The sequence below is a fragment of the Sphingomonas sp. genome (assembly GCF_036269755.1).
GTDB lineage: Bacteria > Pseudomonadota > Alphaproteobacteria > Sphingomonadales > Sphingomonadaceae > Sphingomonas.
In genome coordinates, this window is record NZ_DATBDV010000002.1 from 154,009 (window position 1) to 172,338 (window position 18,330).

At 66.1% G+C, this 18,330-nt stretch carries 15 protein-coding genes; 5 read left to right on the plus strand and 10 right to left on the minus strand.

The annotated features are described in order from the left end of the window. Positions 1 to 140: 140 nt before the first annotated feature. A complete protein-coding gene (gene ctrA, locus VH326_RS01510; RefSeq protein WP_299429046.1) occupies positions 141 to 842 on the plus strand; it encodes a response regulator transcription factor CtrA in 702 nt (233 codons plus the stop codon). A gap of 76 nt (positions 843 to 918) precedes the next feature. Here the strand turns inward: ctrA and VH326_RS01515 are convergent, their stop codons facing one another. From VH326_RS01515 to VH326_RS01525, 3 genes are all read right to left on the minus strand, one after another. Further along, a complete protein-coding gene (locus tag VH326_RS01515; protein ID WP_329630022.1) occupies positions 919 to 1,713 on the minus strand; it encodes a uracil-DNA glycosylase family protein in 795 nt (264 codons plus the stop codon). 158 nt (positions 1,714 to 1,871) lie between these two features. Continuing rightward, positions 1,872 to 3,536 carry an amidohydrolase gene (locus VH326_RS01520; protein WP_329630023.1) on the minus strand — a complete coding sequence of 555 codons (1,665 nt, stop codon included), beginning with the start codon at positions 3,534 to 3,536 and terminating at the stop codon, positions 1,872 to 1,874. Beyond that, positions 3,533 to 4,399 (minus strand): NAD(P)-dependent oxidoreductase, encoded by an 867-nt coding sequence (locus VH326_RS01525; protein ID WP_329630024.1) that lies wholly within the window; start codon positions 4,397 to 4,399, stop codon positions 3,533 to 3,535. The genes VH326_RS01520 and VH326_RS01525 overlap by 4 nt, the downstream gene beginning before the upstream one ends. 54 nt (positions 4,400 to 4,453) lie before the next feature. On the opposite strand from VH326_RS01525, the gene VH326_RS01530 reads away from it, so the two are divergent. Beyond that, complete coding sequence (locus VH326_RS01530; protein WP_329630025.1) at positions 4,454 to 5,686, plus strand: threonine ammonia-lyase; 1,233 nt, start codon at positions 4,454 to 4,456, stop codon at positions 5,684 to 5,686. Here the strand turns inward: VH326_RS01530 and VH326_RS01535 are convergent. Beyond that, positions 5,683 to 6,168 carry a hypothetical protein gene (locus VH326_RS01535; protein WP_329630026.1) on the minus strand — a complete coding sequence of 162 codons (486 nt, stop codon included), beginning with the start codon at positions 6,166 to 6,168 and terminating at the stop codon, positions 5,683 to 5,685. The two genes, VH326_RS01530 and VH326_RS01535, sit on opposite strands and share 4 nt — an antisense overlap. A gap of 255 nt (positions 6,169 to 6,423) precedes the next feature. Here VH326_RS01535 and VH326_RS01540 point away from each other — a divergent pair, with 255 nt between their 5' ends. Next, complete coding sequence (locus tag VH326_RS01540) at positions 6,424 to 7,227, plus strand: arginyltransferase (RefSeq protein ID WP_329630027.1); 804 nt, start codon at positions 6,424 to 6,426, stop codon at positions 7,225 to 7,227. A gap of 2 nt (positions 7,228 to 7,229) precedes the next feature. On the opposite strand, the gene VH326_RS01545 is transcribed toward VH326_RS01540, so the two are convergent. The 4 genes from VH326_RS01545 to VH326_RS01560 form a co-directional block, all read right to left on the minus strand. Next, positions 7,230 to 7,919 (minus strand): transglutaminase domain-containing protein, encoded by a 690-nt coding sequence (locus tag VH326_RS01545; RefSeq protein WP_329630028.1) that lies wholly within the window; start codon positions 7,917 to 7,919, stop codon positions 7,230 to 7,232. Then, complete coding sequence (locus VH326_RS01550; RefSeq protein WP_329630029.1) at positions 7,919 to 8,854, minus strand: alpha-E domain-containing protein; 936 nt, start codon at positions 8,852 to 8,854, stop codon at positions 7,919 to 7,921. Before VH326_RS01550 ends, VH326_RS01545 begins: the two co-directional genes overlap by 1 nt. Then, positions 8,854 to 10,326, minus strand: coding sequence for a circularly permuted type 2 ATP-grasp protein (locus VH326_RS01555; RefSeq protein WP_329630030.1), 1,473 nt, complete (start codon positions 10,324 to 10,326; stop codon positions 8,854 to 8,856). The genes VH326_RS01550 and VH326_RS01555 overlap by 1 nt, the downstream gene beginning before the upstream one ends. A gap of 72 nt (positions 10,327 to 10,398) precedes the next feature. Further along, entirely contained in the window at positions 10,399 to 12,393 is a 1,995-nt protein-coding gene (locus VH326_RS01560) for a protein-disulfide reductase DsbD family protein (RefSeq protein ID WP_329630031.1), read from the minus strand. A gap of 77 nt (positions 12,394 to 12,470) precedes the next feature. Here VH326_RS01560 and VH326_RS01565 point away from each other — a divergent pair, with 77 nt between their 5' ends. Together VH326_RS01565 and VH326_RS01570 are read left to right on the plus strand one after the other, a co-directional pair. Continuing rightward, entirely contained in the window at positions 12,471 to 14,102 is a 1,632-nt protein-coding gene (locus tag VH326_RS01565) for an alkaline phosphatase family protein (RefSeq protein WP_329630032.1), read from the plus strand. Beyond that, positions 14,099 to 14,452 carry a VOC family protein gene (locus tag VH326_RS01570; protein WP_329630033.1) on the plus strand — a complete coding sequence of 118 codons (354 nt, stop codon included), beginning with the start codon at positions 14,099 to 14,101 and terminating at the stop codon, positions 14,450 to 14,452. Before VH326_RS01565 ends, VH326_RS01570 begins: the two co-directional genes overlap by 4 nt. Here VH326_RS01570 and VH326_RS01575 read toward each other — a convergent pair. Both VH326_RS01575 and metH read right to left on the minus strand, forming a co-directional pair. After that, a complete protein-coding gene (locus tag VH326_RS01575; RefSeq protein WP_329630034.1) occupies positions 14,449 to 15,396 on the minus strand; it encodes a right-handed parallel beta-helix repeat-containing protein in 948 nt (315 codons plus the stop codon). The genes VH326_RS01570 and VH326_RS01575 overlap by 4 nt on opposite strands. Positions 15,397 to 15,663: 267 nt before the next feature. After that, the gene (gene metH, locus VH326_RS01580) at positions 15,664 to 18,321 is read right to left on the minus strand and encodes a methionine synthase (RefSeq protein WP_414714236.1); all 2,658 of its coding nucleotides are present in this window, start codon (positions 18,319 to 18,321) and stop codon (positions 15,664 to 15,666) included. Positions 18,322 to 18,330 lie beyond the last annotated feature (9 nt).

Below are 18,330 nucleotides of genomic sequence, written 5' to 3' on the forward strand. Positions count from 1 at the left end.
CCGATTCGGCGCGACTCGCGGAGTCAGGCCGGTTAGCGAAGAATTAACCTTTGTCCTTCAGACGTGCTTAGGTTAATGGAACGTGTCGCAGCGCGCCGTCATCGGGGACGGTGCCACGCGAGATACGGGGGAATTGTCGCATGCGCGTGCTGCTGATCGAGGACGAGCCGACGACGGCCAAGGCCATCGAGCTCATGCTCACCACCGAAGGCTTCAACGTCTATTCGACCGATCTGGGCGAAGAGGGGTTGGACCTCGGCAAGCTCTATGATTACGACATCATCCTGCTCGATCTCAACCTGCCGGACATGCACGGCTATGACGTGCTCAAGAAGCTGCGCGTCGCTCGCGTCCAGACGCCGGTGCTGATCCTGTCGGGCATTTCGGAGATGGATTCGAAGGTCAGGAGCTTCGGCTTCGGCGCCGACGACTACGTCACCAAGCCATTCCATCGCGAAGAGCTGACCGCACGCATCCATGCCGTCGTCCGCCGCTCGAAGGGCCATTCGCAGTCGGTGATCAAGACCGGCAAGCTAGCGGTCAACCTCGATGCCAAGACCGTCGAAGTCGACGGCGCCCGTGTCCACCTGACCGGCAAGGAATATGCGATGCTGGAGCTGCTTTCGCTCCGCAAAGGCACCACGCTCACCAAGGAAATGTTCCTCAACCACCTCTATGGTGGGATGGACGAGCCCGAACTCAAGATCATCGACGTCTTCATCTGCAAGCTGCGCAAGAAGCTCAGTCTGGCGACCGACGGCGAGAATTACATCGAGACCGTCTGGGGCCGCGGATACGTGCTGCGCGAACCCGACGAAGTGGTCGAGGCCAAGGTCGCCTGACCTAACCAGTTTCACGGGGGATGGGCCGCGGCGTCGCAAGACACCGCGGCCCTTTTCGTTTTTCAGGCGCTCGTCATCAAAGCGCGTTCCAGACTATCTGGGTCTCGAAATTAGGGCTGGCGCCGCGCTGGCTCTGAGTGCCGCCACCGGTGCCATGCCATGAAGGCAATCCAAAGGGCAGGTCCCGCCGCGGAACGTCGGTATGCGGCATGGCTCCGCTTGTGGCATAGGGGGTTGTGTCGACATGCCCGCCACTGTCCGGCGCGATCACGGCTTGCGCGGCGGCAAAGTGGCTGTTCCAGTCTGCCGCGACCCCGCTCGGCGAGGTCGGGTGCATGACGTGAATGATCGGGAGACTGCCGCGTCCGGGCCAGTTGATCGCGCTGGTGTTGGCATAGGAGCCGAACGCGATGATCGCAGTCAGGCTATTGGTCGCCTTGGCATGATCGAACAGGCTGTTGCGGTATGCCATGATCGTCGCGTCGGTCGCCATCGTCGGGGTCAGCGAGGCGCTCTGGACGCCGAACAGGAACGTGTTGAACATGACATACGAACGAGTCAGCCCCAGCTTGGCGAGAAAATTCTGCGCGATTTGCCCCGCTTGGCCGACAAAGGCGCGACCTGCGAGCGTTTCGTCGGTCGCGGGATCTTGGCCGATCACCAGCACGCGTGCCGTGCCGTCGAGCCGGCCGCGATAGAAAACCGGGCCAAACCGCGTGTGAAACGGCGCCTGTGGATAATTCCTGTAATAGTCGAGCGGCGCGTTTTGAAACAGCCGCTCCCAGGCGCAATTGGGGCCGGCGTCATGTTGCGGATAAAACAAGGCGCAAATCAGACGATCGATCGTTAGCGAGTCCAAAGTGTCGATCACTTGGGGGTGCAAGATCGCGTGAAGATCGTTTGGCATAAACTTCCCAGTCTTTCGCTATACGACAAATCGTCGATACGATCGACGAGTCGCGCATCGCCTATTTAAACAGAAAAACGGCGACGTCGCGCGATCATTGCACGAAAGGATCGGTCCGGTGGTTACCCTGCCTTTCGTGTATAGACCTTGTACCCGCCGACCCAGGTCTCCTCGACCTTGGTCGCGCGCAGGTCGGTGGGGCTCGACAATAGTGGGTCGCGGTCGACGATGATGAAGTCGGCGGCCTGGCCGACCGCCAACCGGCCGAACTTGTCCTCGGCGAACCCGGCATAGGCGCCGCCTTCGGTAAACGCCCACCATGCCTGCTCGCGAGTCACGCGCTCTTGCGGGCGCCAGCCGCCGAACGGCTCGCCACTGGCGTCCTGGCGCGTGAACGCCGCCGCCCAGCCCGCCCAGGGGTCGGGGCTTTCGACCGGATAATCGCTGCCGAACGCCAGCGGCACGCCGTTCCGCAGCATCGTCGCCCAGGCATAAGCACCGTTCAGCCGATCCGCACCCAATCGCGCCTCCGCCATTTTCATATCGGAGGTGGCGTGGGTGGGTTGCATCGAGGCGATGACGTGCAGGGTCGCGAAACGCGGCAGATCGGCCGGATCGACGATCTGGGCATGCTCGATCCGCCAGCGGCGATCGCCCTTGTACGTGTCCTTGATGGCGTCGATCGCGTCGAGCACCTGGCGGTTCGCCTTGTCGCCGATCGCGTGGACCGCGACTTGCCAGCCATCCATGCTCGCGCGCACCATCAGATTCTGCAGCACATCGTCGGTCATGAAACCGGCGCCGGACTGACTGGGGGCGTCGCTATAAGGCTTGAGCAACCACGCCCCGCGCGAGCCGAGCGCGCCGTCGGCGAACAGCTTGACCCCTGCCATCCGCAACTTGCCGCCGTACAGCCACGGCGTCGGGCTGCTACCGCCGACGCGGATTGCGGTGTCGACGCCCAGCCCATAGCTCATGATCCGCACCGCGAGAGCGCCGCGGTCGCCCAGACGACGCATCGCCAGCCAATCGTCGATTGAGGTTCCCATGTCCGACGTCGCGGTGATACCGAATGCGAGCAAGATCTCCTGCGCCTTGGCCAGCGCGAGATCGCGGTCCTTGGGCAGCGGCTGCGGCACTGCCTTCTCGATCAGGGTTTGTGCCGAGTCGACGAACACGCCGGCCGGTTCGGCCCCGATCTTCTCGATTCGTCCCCCGGGAGGCGTGGCGGTTTTGGCCGTGACACCCGCCGCTTTGATCGCCGCGCTGTTCGCCCAAGCCGCGTGGCCATCGGCGCGTTCGAGCCACACCGGGCGGTCGCCCACCGCTGCATCGAGGTCGGCGGCAGTCGGGAAGCGCCCGAGTCCCCATTTTTCCTGGTTCCAGCCGCCGCCGATGATCCATTTCTTGTCGGGATTGGCCTGAGCGTAGGCGGCGATCCTAGCCTTCGCTTCGTCGAGCGACTTGGTGTCCGACAGATCGAGCTCGAGCGCGCGAAAACCAAGCTCGAGCACATGCCCGTGCGCATCGATGAACCCGGGCAGCAACGTCCGGCCCTTCTGGTCCGACAGCCAGTCCGGACGCGCCGGCCGCTTCTCCCCCGATTGCAGCAGCCGCGTGACCTTGCCGTCCTTGCCGATCAAAATGCCGGTAAAATGAATGACATTGCCGTTGGCATCCATGCTGATGCCGTTGACGTTGTCGACCAGCCCGTCGGCCAGAGCCGGCGTCGCGACGAGCGAGCAAGCGACCGCCGCCGCGACAAGTTTGCGAATCGAACCAATCACTTGGGCAATCTCCTGACGAGCGCGCTGGTGTCCTGCCGCGCGCCTCCCATCTTCTGCACTTCGGCGTAGAATTGATCGACCAGGGCGGTCATCGGCAGCAGCGCGCCGATGCGCCCCGCTTCGTCGAGCGCGAGCCCGAGATCCTTGCGCATCCAGTCGATCGCGAAGCCAAAGTCGAATTCGGCCTTCGCCATCGTTCCCCAACGGTTGACCATCTGCCAGCTTTGCGCGGCGCCGCCCGATACGGCTTCGAACACCTTGTCGAGATCGAGTTCGCTCGCCTGAGCGAAACGCAGCGCTTCGCTCAGCCCCTGCAGAACCCCGGCGATGCAGATCTGGTTGACCATCTTGGTCGTCTGCCCCGCGCCTGGTCCGCCGACATGGACGATCCGCGCGGCATAGGCCTGCATCAGCGGCTCGGCGGCGGCCATCGCTTCGGCGGAGCCACCGCACATGATCGAGAGCTTACCGTTCTCGGCGCCCGCCTGCCCGCCCGATACCGGCGCATCCACTGCCATGAATCCGCGGGATTCGGCCTCACCCGCCAAGCGCCGCGCAATGTCGGCGGAAACTGTGGTATGATCGATGAATACGGCACCGGGCCTCATCGTGCCAAATGCGCCGTCCTCACCCAACGTCACCACGTGAAGATCGTCGTCATTGCCGACGCAGGTCAGCACCGCGTCCTGATCGCGCGCTGCTTCGGCCGGAGTGGCGGCAACCACGCCGCGGTGCTGCGCGATCCACGCTGCCGCCTTCTCTGCAGTGCGGTTGTAGACCGTGACGTCGTTTCCCGCCTCCGCCAGATGCCGCGCGATCGGGGCGCCCATCACGCCCAATCCGATAAATGCTAGCCTTGCCATCCGCGGCGCATAAGCATTGTTCCTTCGCCACGCCAGATGGTCTAACCCGCCGCCATGCCTGCCCCCCTCCTCCCGATCCCAGTGACGATCGACGACATCCGCACCGCGCACGATCGCGTTCGCGCCAATATCGTGCGCACGCCGACGCTCATCAGCAAGACCCTGAGCGACCTGACCGGCGCCACCGTCTATCTCAAGTTCGAAAATCTGCAGTTCACCGCCGCGTACAAGGAGCGCGGAGCGCTCAACACCTTGCTCCAGCTCGACGAAGCGGCGCGCGCCAAGGGCGTGATCGCAGCGTCGGCGGGCAACCACGCGCAGGGGCTCGCCTATCACGCCCACCGGTTGGGTATTCCGGCGACGATCGTGATGCCGACGAACACCCCGACGGTGAAGGTCGTCCAGACCGAAGGGCATGGCGCCACGGTGATCCTGGAGGGAGACACATTTGACGCCGCCTATGCGCACGCGCGCGAATTGGAAGCCGAGCGCGGCTACACCTTCGTCCACCCGTTCGACGATCCGCGTATCGTCGCCGGCGCGGGCACCACGGCGATCGAGATGCTCGAGGACGTCCCCGAAATCGACACATTCATCACACCGATCGGCGGCGGCGGGCTGATCAGCGGGATGGCAGTCGTCGCCAAGGCGGCCGACCACCCGATCGAGGTGATCGGGGTCGAGGCCGAGCTGTTCCCGTCGATGTACAACCGCATCAACGGTACGCAATATCCGTGCGCCGGGGATACGCTGGCCGAGGGCATTGCGGTCAAGGAACCCGGGGCGATCACCAGCAACATGGTGCGCCAGTTGGTCGACGAGATCCTGCTGGTCAGCGAGCGCAGCCTTGAGCACGCCGTCAGTCTGTTGCTCCAGATCGAGAAATCCGTGGTCGAAGGCGCCGGCGCGGCGGGACTCGCGGCATTGCTCGATCATCCCGAGCGGTTTGCCGGGCGCACGGTCGGGATCGTGCTGTGCGGCGGCAACATCGACACGCGGCTGCTCGCCAACGTGCTGCTCCGCGATCTTGCGCGATCGGGGCGGCTGGCGCGGCTCAAGGTACGGCTCAAGGACCAGCCGGGCGCGCTCTATGCGCTGTTCCGCATTTTCAACGAACAGCGCATCAACATCATCGAAGTCTACCATCAGCGCATCTTCACCTCGCTTCCGGCCAAGGGGCTGATCACCGAGATCGAATGCGAAGCGCGCGACCGCTCACATCTCGACCGCCTGATCGCCGCGCTCAAGGACGCGGACTACGAAGTGAGCGCGATCGAGCTAGCCTAGCGCACGCCGGCCGGCCGCAGGATCGCGCCAGTCGCGCGGCGGCCGAGCGCGTTGACCTCCTCGACCACCTGGAACAGGTCGCGCCAGGCGGGGAGCGACGCGGCTTCGGGCTGCAGCGTGACGCTATGCGTCCGCCCCAATTGCCGCCGAGTCAGCGCGCACTCGACCCCGTCGGCGATCCGCCGCGGCAATCGCGAGCTGGTCCGCCGATCAAAGCGCGCGATGTCGAGCTCGCGCATGATCCGCGCCACTTCGCCGCGGCTCGCGCGTGCGGTCTTCACCTCGGGCGCGCGCCGCGTGACCTTCGCGATCCGGCCGCTCGCCAGCACGCGCACTTGCTCATACCGGCCATCGAACCCGCCGGTGCAGACCGTCTCGACATAATCGACCCCGCGCGGCGCGAAAGGCAGCGACGGCGGCATCGTCTGCGCCGCGGCAGGCGCAGCAACAGCGACCAGAGCAGACAGGGTAATCAAGCGCATCGGGGCATCTCCTTCGCCGGCCGGTCTAACGCGGGCTGGCTGAACCGCGGCTTGCGACAAAGCGAATCGGGCGTGCGGCGGACCGCCTTGCGCGCGCGAGTCCGGCGGCTGTATCATCAGTCTCGACGCGCATTGCCGTCGCTCCTCCACCGCGTTAACCTTCTTTGATGGTAAAGCCGCTTTTCATCATGCGCGGCTTGATTCATGGTGTGCTCGATCGCCGGCCGCGCCGGCATTGAAAGGGTTCGATCCGCGGTGACTGCGCAATTTCGTTTTCCGCGTTTCTTCGTGACGTCGCCGTCGCCGTGCCCCTATCTGCCGGGCCGCCAGGAGCGGAAGGTGTTCACCGAATTGAACGGTCCGCACGCCGGCGAATTGAACGACGCGCTCGGCCGGATCGGCTTTCGCCGCAGCCAGTCGGTCGCGTACCGGCCGAGCTGCGCGGGATGCTCGGCCTGCGTGTCGGTGCGAGTCGTCGCGGCCGATTTCAAGCCCAATGCCAGCCAGCGCAAATTGCTCAAGCGCAATGCCGATCTCGAAGTCACCGCGTGCAACCCCTGGGCAACCGAGGAGCAGTTCGCCCTGCTCCGCCGCTACCTCTCGGCGCGCCACCCTTCGGGTGGGATGACGATGATGGACGATGGCGACTATGCCGACATGGTCGAGCAGTCGCCGGTCAATTCGGTGGTGGTCGAATATCGCGAACCCAGCACCAACGGGCGGCCCGGACGGCTGGTCGGCGCGTGCCTGACCGATCAGCAAGCCGATGGGCTCAGCATGATCTACAGCTTCTTCATCGCCGATGAGGAGGCGCGGCCTGGGCTCGGCAACTTCATCATCATGGACCACATCCTGCGCGCGCGGGCCGCTGGCCTCGCCTATGTCTATCTCGGCTATTGGGTGAAGGGGTCGGCGCGGATGGCGTACAAGACTCGCTATCGCCCGCTCGAGGTGCTCGGGCCGAACGGCTGGACGTTGCTGACCGACGAAAGCGCGAGCTATTCGCCGCCGGTCCACCCGGTCGAGCATGCGCTTGCGCTGTCGGGCGAGCTAGCCTGATCTCAAAACGCGCCGCTGACGGCCGCGACGCCCGCTAGATCGAGGCCGCTCGCGACCCGCGCATGGTCCTCACCCGCCGATAGCGCGGTGCTCGGGTCGAACCCGATCCAGCCGAACTCGGCGACATATGCCTCCGCCCAATGGTGCGGGCGCGACGCCGTCCCGTCCGCCAGATAGCCCGACACGCATCGCGCCGGAAACGCCAGCCGCCGCGCCGCCGCGACGAATGTCTCCGCCAGCACCGCGCTCGTCGCACCCTCCGCACGCCGGTGCAGCGCGCCGTTGAGCAGATGCAGCCGGTCGATTGCCCCCATTTCTCCATCGCCCGCTTCCGCCGCGAGCGCGGCGAGATCGACAGCGTCGCTTGCGGCGCTGCCGGGCCGGAGGAACAGTGCCGGCGGCAACGCCTCGGGATGCGCGGCGCTCAGCACGCCGCTCGACGGGCCGGTAAACACTTCGCCCGTGACATGAATCTCGATGCCGTCGAGCGGCCCCTCGGCATAGAGCATCGTCAGCACGTTGCCGAAGCCGTCGCGGCCGTGGCGCAGCCGAGCGTCGCAATCGGGACTGATCCGCCATCCCGTCACCGTCTGGTCGTGATAATCCTCGGGGGTGACTCGGAGCGCGAGGGTCACGCGGGCCAAGGTAGCGGTGAAGTCGACGGTCAGGATATGGTCGACCGCGATCCGCATCAGGCGAACTTGAACTGCCGGCCAATGGCGTGATGAAGCCGCGCATTCTCGTCAAGGAAATCGTCGAGATATTGGTGCAGCCCGCCCAGGATGACGTCGGCCGACCGCACCTTCATCATCCGTGCGTGCCGTGCGCGCGCCAACCGGTCGGCCTCGCCGTGGTGCCCGGTGCGCTTGGCGAGGTGCGAGAGGAATTCGACTGCTTCGTCCGCCGAGGCCGCCAGGCTGCGCGGCAATTCGTGCCGCGCGATCAGCAGATCGATGACGTTGGCCGGGGTCAGCCCGTCGGAATAGAGCCAGCGATACGCGGTCACCGCCGACACGGTCTGAAGGATCGTCGTCCATTGGTCGCGGTCGACCACGCCGCCGACCGGTTCGCCCTCGGGGAGCAGGATATGGTACTTCACGTCGAGCAGCCGCGCGGTGTTGTCGGCGCGCTCGATCGCCTGGCCGAGCCGGATGAACCAGGTGGTCTGGTTGCGCAGCATGCGGTGGATCGCACCCTCGAACCCGCGAGTCTCGGCCTTGACCGCTTCGATGAGGTTGATCGTAGCGCTGGCGCCGCCGGGCGACGAACGCCCGTCGAACACCAGCCAGGCGCGGTTGATCGCGGTCCAGGCGTCGCGGCTGAGCGCGGTGCGGACGGCACGCGCGTTGGTCCGCGCCTTGTCGAGGCAGCTCAGGATCGACCCCGGATGCGTGCTGTCGAGCGTCAGGAATCGCGCGACAGATTGCTGGCCAAGATGCGCGCCACGTGCAGCGAATGCCTCGCTGGCGTCGGTCACCGCGAGCGCGCTGCCCCACGCCAACTCCCCTGCTGGGCGCGGCGAGAGGACATCGAGCCGCACCGTCGCCTCGACCAGTCGTGCGGCGAAATCGGCGCGCTCGATATAGCGCCCGAGCCAATAGAGCGACGAAGCGGTGCGCGACAGCATCAGCCCTGCACCTGCGATTGCCCTTGGCTCCGGCTCGCCCCGTCGTCCATCAGCACGAAGCTGTCCTTGGTCCCCCCGCCCTGGCTCGAATTGACCACCAGCGACCCTTCGCGCAGCGCCACGCGCGTCAGGCCGCCAGGCACCACTTGGATGCCTTTCGATCCGGTCAGCACGAACGGCCGGAAATCGACGTGGCGCGGCGCCAGCCCCTGTTCGGCCAGGGTCGGCACGGTCGACAGCGCCAGAGTCGGCTGGGCGATATAGCAATGCGGCCTGGCGATCAGCTCGGCGCGGAAGCGCTCGATCTCGTCCTTGCTCGCAGTCGGTCCGACCAGCATGCCGTATCCGCCCGACCCATCGACCAATTTGACCACCAACCGGTCGAGATGATCGAGCACGTATCGGAGCGCGTCGGGCTCGCGGCAGCGGAAAGTCTGGACGTTTGGCAGCTTGGCGTCGGCGCCGGTATAATAGCGGACGATTTCGGGCATGTAGCTGTAGATCGCCTTGTCGTCGGCGATGCCGTTGCCCGGCGCGTTGAGCAGCGCGACGTTGCCCGCCGCATAGGCCGCGATCAGCCCCGGCACGCCGAGCATCGAATCGGGACGGAACACCAGCGGATCGAGATAATCGTCGTCGATCCGGCGGTAGATGACGTCGACCTTCACGCGACCCGCGATCGTCCGCATCCAGACGATGTCGTCGTCGACGATCAAGTCGGCCGCCTCGACCAATTCGACCCCCATCGAATCGGCCAGGAAGCTGTGTTCGTAATAGGCCGAGTTGTAATGGCCCGGGGTCAGCACGACGCATACGGGGTTGCTTCCCGTGCCTTCGGGCGCGACCGACTTCATCGTTTCGAGCAGCCGGTCGGGATACGAATCGACCGCGGCGATGCGGAATCGGCGGAACAACTCGGGACAGAGCCTCAGCATCGCCTCGCGATTTTCGAGCATATAGCTGACGCCCGACGGCGTACGCGCATTATCCTCGAGCACGAAGAAATCGTCGGGGCCAGTGCGCACCAGATCGATGCCGCAGATATGCGCCCGAACGCCGTGGGGTGGCCGGATGCCGGCAATTTCGGGGCGAAACTGCGGATTGCCGAAGATCAGGTCCTCGGGCAGCACCTTGTCCTTCAGGATCCGCCGCTCGCCATAAATGTCTTCGAGGAACGCGTTGATCGCCTCGACGCGCTGGACGAGGCCCTCGCTGAGCCGCTCCCATTCGCTCGCCAGGAACACGCGCGGGACGATGTCGAACGGAATGATCCGCTCGCTCGCATCCTCGTCGCCATAGACCGCGAAGGTGATGCCGAGTTGGCGGAACGTCGCTTCGGCAGATTGCTGGCGACGGCGCAGCTCGGCGGCGTCGGTGGTATCGAGCCAATCACCGAGCGCGGCGAGTTCGGCGCGCGGTTGGCGCGACCCGCCGTCCCCCATGATCTCGTCGAACGCCGGCTTCAGCCCCATCGATCCCCCAAAAGCGCCGCACGCGCGCGCAGTTCCATATGGCGATGAGTTGTTGCGCCGCACTAACGTTGGTTACAACTGTTTCAGCATCGACGGCGTCAGCACTTGGGGCAGCACGCGCGGCTCACCGCCGCCCGCCGGGTAATAGAGATAGAGCGGCACGCCGGCGCGATTATGCGCCTCGATGAAGCGGCCGAGCACGGGGTCGCCATCGGTCCAGTCGCCGACCAGCACCGCGACGTTGTTCTTCGCGAACGCCGCCTGGACGCCGGCATTGTCGATCGCGACGCGCTCGTTGACCTTGCAGGTCAGGCACCAGTCTGCGGTGAAATAGGCGAACACGGGGCGGTTTTGTGCGCGCAAGCTGGCGAGCTTCGCTTCGCTGAACGCTTGGTCGCTTGCCGGCGCTTTTGGCATGGGCCGTTCCAGCCACACCGCGGCGCCAGCGATCAGCAAGAGCATCGCGATGGCCGGCACGCCGATAGCCAACCCGCTTGCCTGCTTGCGCCCGACCGCCCACAGCACGATGCCGAAGCCAAGCGCGGCGAGGAGCGCGAGCGCCATGCCATCGACCCCGGCTTGCCGCCCGAGCAGCCAGGCGAGCGCGACCGCAGTCATCCACATCGGGATCGACAGGACGCGGCGCAGCGTATCCATCCATGCGCCGGGCCTGGGGAGCTTGCGGCGCACCGCGGGGACGAAGCCGAGCAGGAGGAATGGCAGCGCGAGCCCCAGCCCTAGTCCCGCGAACACCGCCAACGCCGCGATCCACGGCAGCACCAACGCTGCTCCCAACGCCGCGCCCATGAACGGGCCGGTGCATGGCGTCGCGACGAACGCGGCGAGCGCGCCGGTCGCGAACGCCCCTGCCCCGCCGCCGCGCGCGGCGAACTTGGGCGTTGGCAGCTCGAACGCTCCTGCGAAGTTGAGAGAGATCCCCACCGTCAGTAGCAGCAGCAGCACAACGACACGCGGATCCTGCAGCTGGAAGGCCCAGCCAACCGCGCTGCCAGCCGCGCGCAACGCAAGAATGGCTCCGCCCAGCGCCAGGCACACCGCCACCGCGCCGCCGGTGTAGGCGAGCGCTTCGCCCCGCGCGCGCGCTTCGTCTCCGGCGCGCGCGAGGCTCAGCGCCTTGAGGCCGAGGATCGGGAACACGCACGGCATGACGTTGAGGATCAGCCCACCAAGCAACGCACCCGCGAACGCCAGCAGGATCGCGCTCAGCCCACCGCTCGGCACGATGGCGGCGACCGTCCCGGGCACCGCGCGAACGCTCAGCGCGCGACCATCGACCGTCAGCACGCCATCGATCGGTCCGGTCGCTCCCTTGGGCTTGGTCGTGACGATCAGGCGGTCGCCATCGCGTGCGACCGCTTGGGGCGCGGCGTCGTCGATCGTGTCCTTCGCCAGCGGGTAGAAATAGGCGCCGGCGCCAGCGGCCGTCGCCGGATAGGGAATTGCGATCCGCATCGTGCCGCCCGCCACCTGATATGTCGCGGTCGCGCCGAGCGACCGCGGCAAGGCGCGCCGCCAGCCGTCGAACTGCGCGCGCGTTGCCGGATCGATCGCGCCGTCGCCAACGGCCAACTCGGTCGTGAGGTCTGCGTTTTCGGGAACGCACAAGCTTGCGGTGCAGACGAGGTAGGTCAGGTGCAGCTTGATCGGCAGCTTGGTCCCGACCGCCAGTCCCGCCGGCACCGTCAGCGTCACGAGTGGCGCATAGGGCCGCTCGAACACGTAACTCATCAGCCCGGACACGAGCAGCCGCTGCGGCGCCGGGTAGACGGGTTCGCCGGCCGTCATCCCCCCGGGCAGCGTCCAGTCGAACTTGGTGGCGAAGCCCGAATCGCCCGGATTCTGCCAATAGCCGTGCCAGCCCGGCTGCGGCTTGGTCTCGAGCGCGAGCGTGACGGTGCCGCCCGCCTTGGGCGTATCGCTTTCGGCGACCATGGCGATGCGCAAATGCGGCGGCGGATCGTCGGGCGAGCCTTGCGCGCGCGCCGGCGCCGCCCATGCGCTCAGCGCGAGCATCATCGTCACGACAATGAAACTCAGCGCGCGCATCGCTGTCCCTTGCCACCCCGTGGCCGCGAGCGCCATAGCGGCGCCTCAGCCTCGCGCTTATCCTTGGAGTCTTGCCGATGCGGTTCCTGTCCTTCCTGCCGTTGGCCCTGCTCTTCGCCAGCCCCGGAACCGCGCAGGACACCGCCCCGTCGGCCCGCGCGCCCAAGCCGAAGCTGGTGGTGGTGATCTCGATCGACCAATTCTCCGCCGACCTGTTCGCGCAGTATCGCAACCGCTTCACCGGCGGGTTCGCGCGGCTGCTCGACGGGGCGGTGTTCCCGAGCGGATATCAAAGCCATTCGGCCACCGAGACCTGTCCCGGCCATTCGACGATCATGACCGGCGACCGTCCCGCGCGCACCGGAATCGTCGCCAACGAATGGTACGATTTCGCCGGCGCTCGGCCGGGCGAGGTCTATTGCATGGAGGACGAACGGCAGGGGACGTACAAGGATTACGTTGCCTCCGACCTCCACCTGCGCGTGCCGACGCTCGGCGAGCGGATGAAGGACGCCGACCCCGCCGTCCGCACCGTGTCGGTGGCGGGCAAGGACCGCGCGGCGGTCCTGATGGGCGGGCACAAGATCGACGAGCTCTGGTTCTGGCGCGACGGCAAGGGGTTCATCTCCTATGCCGGCCGCGCTGTCCCCGCCTCGGTCGCCCGCGCCAACAGCGTCGCCTGGAGCGCGATCGACAAGCCCGGCGCCGCTTTCGCCGAACCCGCCTGGTGCAAGACGATCGACCGCCCGATCCTGGCCAATGGCCGCACCGTCGGCGCCGGCCGCTTCGAGCGTGCGGCCAAGGCGGAACCCGCATGGAAGGCTTCGCCCGTGTTCGACAGCGCGATCTTCGACCTCGCGACTAGCATGGTCCGCGACATGCGGCTTGGCCGCGGCCGATCGACCGACATCCTGACGATCGGCGCGTCGGCGACCGATTATGTCGGGCACACGTTCGGCACCGAAGGGTCGGAAATGTGCATCCAGCTCGCCAATCTCGACCGCACGCTCGGCAAGTTCTTCGCGATGCTCGACGCGACCGGGGTCGATTACGTCGTTGCGCTGACCGCCGACCATGGCGGCAACGACATTCCCGAGCGTGAGCGCGAACGCGGCGTGCCGGGCGCGGCGCGAGTCGCCACTGCGTTGCTGCCCCGCGTGGTGGGGACCGCGATCGCGGGCGATTTCGGGCTCAAGGGTCAATTGCTCTATGGCGTGGTCAACGGCGACATCTGGATCGATCCTGCGCTGTCGCCCGCCGACCGCACGCGAGTCCGCGACGAAGCGGCGCGCCGCTATCGCGCCAGCCCGCAGGTCGCGGCGGTGTTCACGCACGACGAACTTGTCGCCGCACCGCTTCCTGCCGGTCCGCCAGAGACATGGAGCCTGATCCAGCGCGCCCGCGCGTCGTTCGTTCCGGAGCGGTCGGGCGACTTGCTGGTGTTCCTGAAACCCCGCATCACCGCAATCACCGTCAAGAACGACCCGACCGCCGCGATTGCCACTCACGGCAGCATCTGGGATTACGACCGCCGCGTGCCGATCCTGTTCTGGCGACGCGGCATGAAGGGGTTCGAGCAGCCGCTGTCGGTCGAAACGGTCGACATCGCGCCGACCCTCGCCGGATTGCTCGGCTTCCCGCTCGCGCCGGGCGCGGTCGACGGACGCTGCCTCGATCTCGACAACGGCCCAGGGAGCACGTGCCGATGAAGTACGCCATGCGCCGCGTGATCCTGTTCACGCACAACTTCGCCGCAATGCGCGACTTCTATAGCGATACGTTCGGTCTGGAAATCGTCGAGGAGGATGACGGCTGGGCCGACATGGCGGCGGAAGGGTGCAACATCGCGATCCACGCCGCCGGCACCAAGGTCACGATCGGCCCCGACTTCGAAGGTCCGCACAAGATCGTGTTCCACGCCGACGACGTCCACGAGGCGCGCGCCGACGTGATCGCGCGCGGCGTCGCGATAGGTGAGGTCCAGGTGTTCGGCGACCTTCGCCTTTGCGACGGCAGCGACCCCGACGGGAACCGGTTCCAGTTCTCCAACCGGCCCTAGCGCTGCTCGTACATCCGGATCCCCGCGGCGAGCTTGTTCGCGCCGACGGCGAGCGGATCGCGTCCGACATTGGCGACAAACGCCGGGCTCTTGTCGAACCCCGGTGCGAGCGTCGCGACGTTGTCGACCACCTTGAGCCCCGCTGACGGATAGGTCTGGCCCTCGGCCGCGACGACGATGAAGCCGCTCCAATTCTCCTTGTGCGAGCCGTCGGCGAAGGTGTTGCGCGCGATCAGCCCGGTGCCGCCTTCGCACAGGTCGATCATGTAATTGGTCTTGCGCCCGGCGCTGTCGTCGAAGCTGTTGTCGGTTACGACCAAGTTGGGCACGCGCAGCTTGACATAATGCCCGCCGCGCCCGCGCTCGAACCGTGAACGCGTGATCGTTACCGACCCGTGGTTCGCAAGGTAGATCGAATGCGCGCAATCGGTCGCGTCGTCGCAGGTGCCGAGCCCGGAGAAGGTCGAACGGTCGATCACGATCTTCTGACCCGTCGGCTGCCCGCCGAGAATGCCCTCCTGGCTGTCGAGGAACATCGAATTCCGCACGACGAGGTTGCCCATCTCGGTGCGGATGCCGGCGCCGTTGCCGTCGGACACGCGGATGTTGCGGAACACAAGCCCGTCGACGACCGACGACAGCCCGCGCAGCACCAGCACCGCCTTGCCCTCGCACGCTTCGCCGTCGAAGATCGCGGTACCGGGCTGCGCTGCCTTGAAGGTGATGTTGCCCCCCGCCTGGACCGCGCATTGGCGGTACACGCCGGGCGCGATCAGGATCGTCGCGGTGCCCATGCGGATCGATTGGACCGCGTCGTCGAGGTTGGCGAAGCCCTGGCCGGTTTCCTGCACGGTGAACGGCGCCGAGGCGGACTGCGCGGCAAGCGGCTCGCCGGGGGCGAGGGCGAGGGCGAGCGGCAGCAGAGCGATGAGGGCACGGCGCATGGCGGGTCTCCTTGATCCGGTGCATCGCCGCGCGTCCTCGATGCCGAAAGCCGCATAGACGGTTAATTGCCGTCACCAGGCGCCGATCACCGCTGGCATCGATGAACGCCCTTGCCTTCCGACCCATTCCGGGACGGCCGAGTCGGTTCCCCGAAGGTCACGAAAGTCACGGCACGTGACGATCACATTGCGACGAACCGAGTGGTGGAGGCTCGCCCACATCGACGCGCAAGCAACGTGTCAGGCGAACTCCAACATTGCCAGCCTTTAATCGAGGTTCGGCCGCAGCCAGCGCTTGACCGTTTCCATGTCCGCGCCGCGCCGCGCCGCATAGTCCTGAGCCTGGTCCATCCCGACGCGTGCGACGCCGAAATATTCCGACTGCGGGTGCCCGAAATAGAAGCCGCTGACCGCCGCGGTCGGCAGCATCGCGTAGCTTTCGGTCAGCGAAATGCCCGTCGCGTGGTGCGCGTCGAGCAGTTTGAACAGGGTCGGCTTCAAGCTGTGATCGGGGCAAGCCGGATAGCCCGGCGCGGGGCGGATGCCACGATATTGCTCCTTGATCAGCGCTTCGTTGGTCAGCTGTTCGCCCTCGGCATAGCCCCACAAATTGGTGCGGACGTGCTGGTGCAACCGCTCGGCCATCGCCTCGGCCAATCGGTCGGCGAGCGCCTTGAGCAGGATGTCCGAATAATCGTCGATCGCCGCCTTGAACCGAGCAAGGTGCGGCTCGATGCCGTGGATGCTGACCGCGAACCCGCCGATCCAGTCGCCCGCCGGGTCGATGAAGTCGGCCAGGCACATATTGGCGCGGCCTTCGCGCTTGGCGATCTGCTGGCGGAGGAACGGCAGGCGGACGTGGCTTTCGTCGTCGGGCAGGTTGAGCAGGTCGAAGCTGCGCAACTGGTCGGCGGTCCAGTCGCCCTCGGGCGCGACCACCACGTCGTCCTCGTACCGCGCGCACGGCCACAGCCCGACCACGCCGCGCGCGGTCAGCCATTTCTCGGCGACGATCTTGTCGAGCATCGCATTGGCGTCGGCGAACAGCGACGTCGCGCTCTCGCCGACCAGCTTGTCCTCGAGGATCGCCGGGTACACCCCGGCCAGTTCCCAGGCTCGGAAGAACGGCGTCCAGTCGATCACCTCGCGCAGATCGGCCAGGTCCCAGTCGGCGAAGACGTGACGGCCGGGCTGGCTCGGCGCGGGTGGCTTGAGCGCCATGTCGGCCTTGAAGCCATTGTCGCGCGCGACCTGCAGCGGGATCAGGTCGCTTTGCGACCGGCCGGCGCGGGCGACGCGAACGTCCTCATATTCCTGCGCGATCTTCGCGACGTAGTCGTCGCGGATCGTGTCGCTAACCAAAGTCGTTGCGACCCCCACCGCTCGGCTGGCGTCGAGCACGTGCACCACCGGCCCGTCATAGGCCGGCGCGATGCGCAGCGCGGTGTGCACCTTCGACGTCGTCGCCCCGCCGATCAGCAGCGGCATCGTCATCTTCGACCGCTTCATCTCTTCCGCGACGGTGACCATCTCGTCGAGGCTCGGGGTGATCAGCCCCGACAGCCCGATCATGTCGGCATCGTTCTCGTTCGCCGCCTCGAGGATCTTCGACCACGGCACCATCACGCCGAGATCGACCACTTCGAACCCGTTGCACTGGAGCACGACGCCGACGATGTTCTTGCCGATATCGTGGACGTCGCCCTTGACGGTCGCCATCACGACCTTGCCCTTGCCCTTCGCGCCGGGCTCCTTTTGCGCTTCGATGAAAGGCAGCAGATGCGCCACCGCCTTCTTCATAACGCGAGCGCTTTTAACGACTTGTGGTAGAAACATCTTACCCGATCCGAAGAGATCGCCGACGACGTTCATGCCGTCCATCAACGGGCCTTCGATCACTTCGATCGGGCGCGCGGTGAGCAAGCGGGCTTCCTCGGTATCCTCGACGACGTACTGGTCGAGGCCTTTTACGAGCGCATGTTCGAGCCGCTTGGCCACATCCCAACCGCGCCATTCCTCGGCGGCCTTTTCGGCGGCCACGTCGGTGCCGCGGAAGCGCTCGGCGAGCTCGATCAATCGGTCGGTCGCGTCGGGGCGATTGTCCCAGATGACGTCCTCGCACGCCTGGCGCAATTCGGGGTCGATCTGGTCGTAAATGTCGAGTTGGCCGGCGTTGACGATCGCCATGTCCATCCCGGCGGGGATCGCATAATAGAGGAACACCGAGTGCATCGCGCGACGCACCGGCTCGTTGCCCCGGAACGAGAAGCTCAGGTTGGACAGTCCGCCCGAGATATGGACGTGGGGGCAACGCAACTTGATCTCGCGGCACGCATCGATGAAGTCGACGGCGTAGCGGCGATGCTCGTCGATTCCCGTCGCGATCGCGAACACGTTCGGATCGAAGATGATATCCTCGGGCGGGAAACAGATACCGGTCAGAAGCTTATAGGCTCTTTCGCAGATTTCGACTTTACGTTGCTGCGTATCCGCCTGACCCGTCTCGTCGAACGCCATCACGACGACCGCGGCGCCGTACGCCATGCATTTGCGCGCGTGCTCGAGAAATTGTTCCTCGCCCTCCTTCATGCTGATCGAATTGACGATCGGCTTGCCGGAAACGCACTTCAGCCCCTCCTCGATGACGTGCCATTTCGAGCTGTCGATCATCACCGGCACGCGCGCTATGTCGGGCTCGGCGGCGATCAGCTTGAGGAAGGTGGTCATCGCCTTGACCGCGTCGAGCAGTCCTTCGTCCATGTTGACGTCGATCACCTGCGCGCCGTTCTCGACCTGTTGGCGCGCGACTTCGACGGCTTTCGCATAGTCGCCCGCCATGATCAGCTTCTTGAACGCCGCGGACCCGGTGACGTTGGTGCGCTCACCGATATTGACGAAGGTGGAGGAGGTGTTCTGGGTCATCATGCCTTCTTC

Coding starts and splice junctions, on each gene's coding strand:
- VH326_RS01550 (WP_329630029.1), bottom strand. CDS start 8,854: ATGCTGTCGCGCACCGCTTCGTCGCTCTATTGGCTCGGGCGCTATATC.
- VH326_RS01565 (WP_329630032.1), top strand. CDS start 12,471: ATGCGGTTCCTGTCCTTCCTGCCGTTGGCCCTGCTCTTCGCCAGCCCC.
- VH326_RS01555 (WP_329630030.1), bottom strand. CDS start 10,326: ATGGGGCTGAAGCCGGCGTTCGACGAGATCATGGGGGACGGCGGGTCG.
- VH326_RS01570 (WP_329630033.1), top strand. CDS start 14,099: ATGAAGTACGCCATGCGCCGCGTGATCCTGTTCACGCACAACTTCGCC.
- VH326_RS01545 (WP_329630028.1), bottom strand. CDS start 7,919: ATGCGGATCGCGGTCGACCATATCCTGACCGTCGACTTCACCGCTACC.
- VH326_RS01530 (WP_329630025.1), top strand. CDS start 4,454: ATGCCTGCCCCCCTCCTCCCGATCCCAGTGACGATCGACGACATCCGC.
- VH326_RS01535 (WP_329630026.1), bottom strand. CDS start 6,168: ATGCGCTTGATTACCCTGTCTGCTCTGGTCGCTGTTGCTGCGCCTGCC.
- ctrA (WP_299429046.1), top strand. CDS start 141: ATGCGCGTGCTGCTGATCGAGGACGAGCCGACGACGGCCAAGGCCATC.
- metH (WP_414714236.1), bottom strand. CDS start 18,321: ATGATGACCCAGAACACCTCCTCCACCTTCGTCAATATCGGTGAGCGC.
- VH326_RS01575 (WP_329630034.1), bottom strand. CDS start 15,396: ATGCGCCGTGCCCTCATCGCTCTGCTGCCGCTCGCCCTCGCCCTCGCC.
- VH326_RS01560 (WP_329630031.1), bottom strand. CDS start 12,393: ATGCGCGCGCTGAGTTTCATTGTCGTGACGATGATGCTCGCGCTGAGC.
- VH326_RS01525 (WP_329630024.1), bottom strand. CDS start 4,399: ATGGCAAGGCTAGCATTTATCGGATTGGGCGTGATGGGCGCCCCGATC.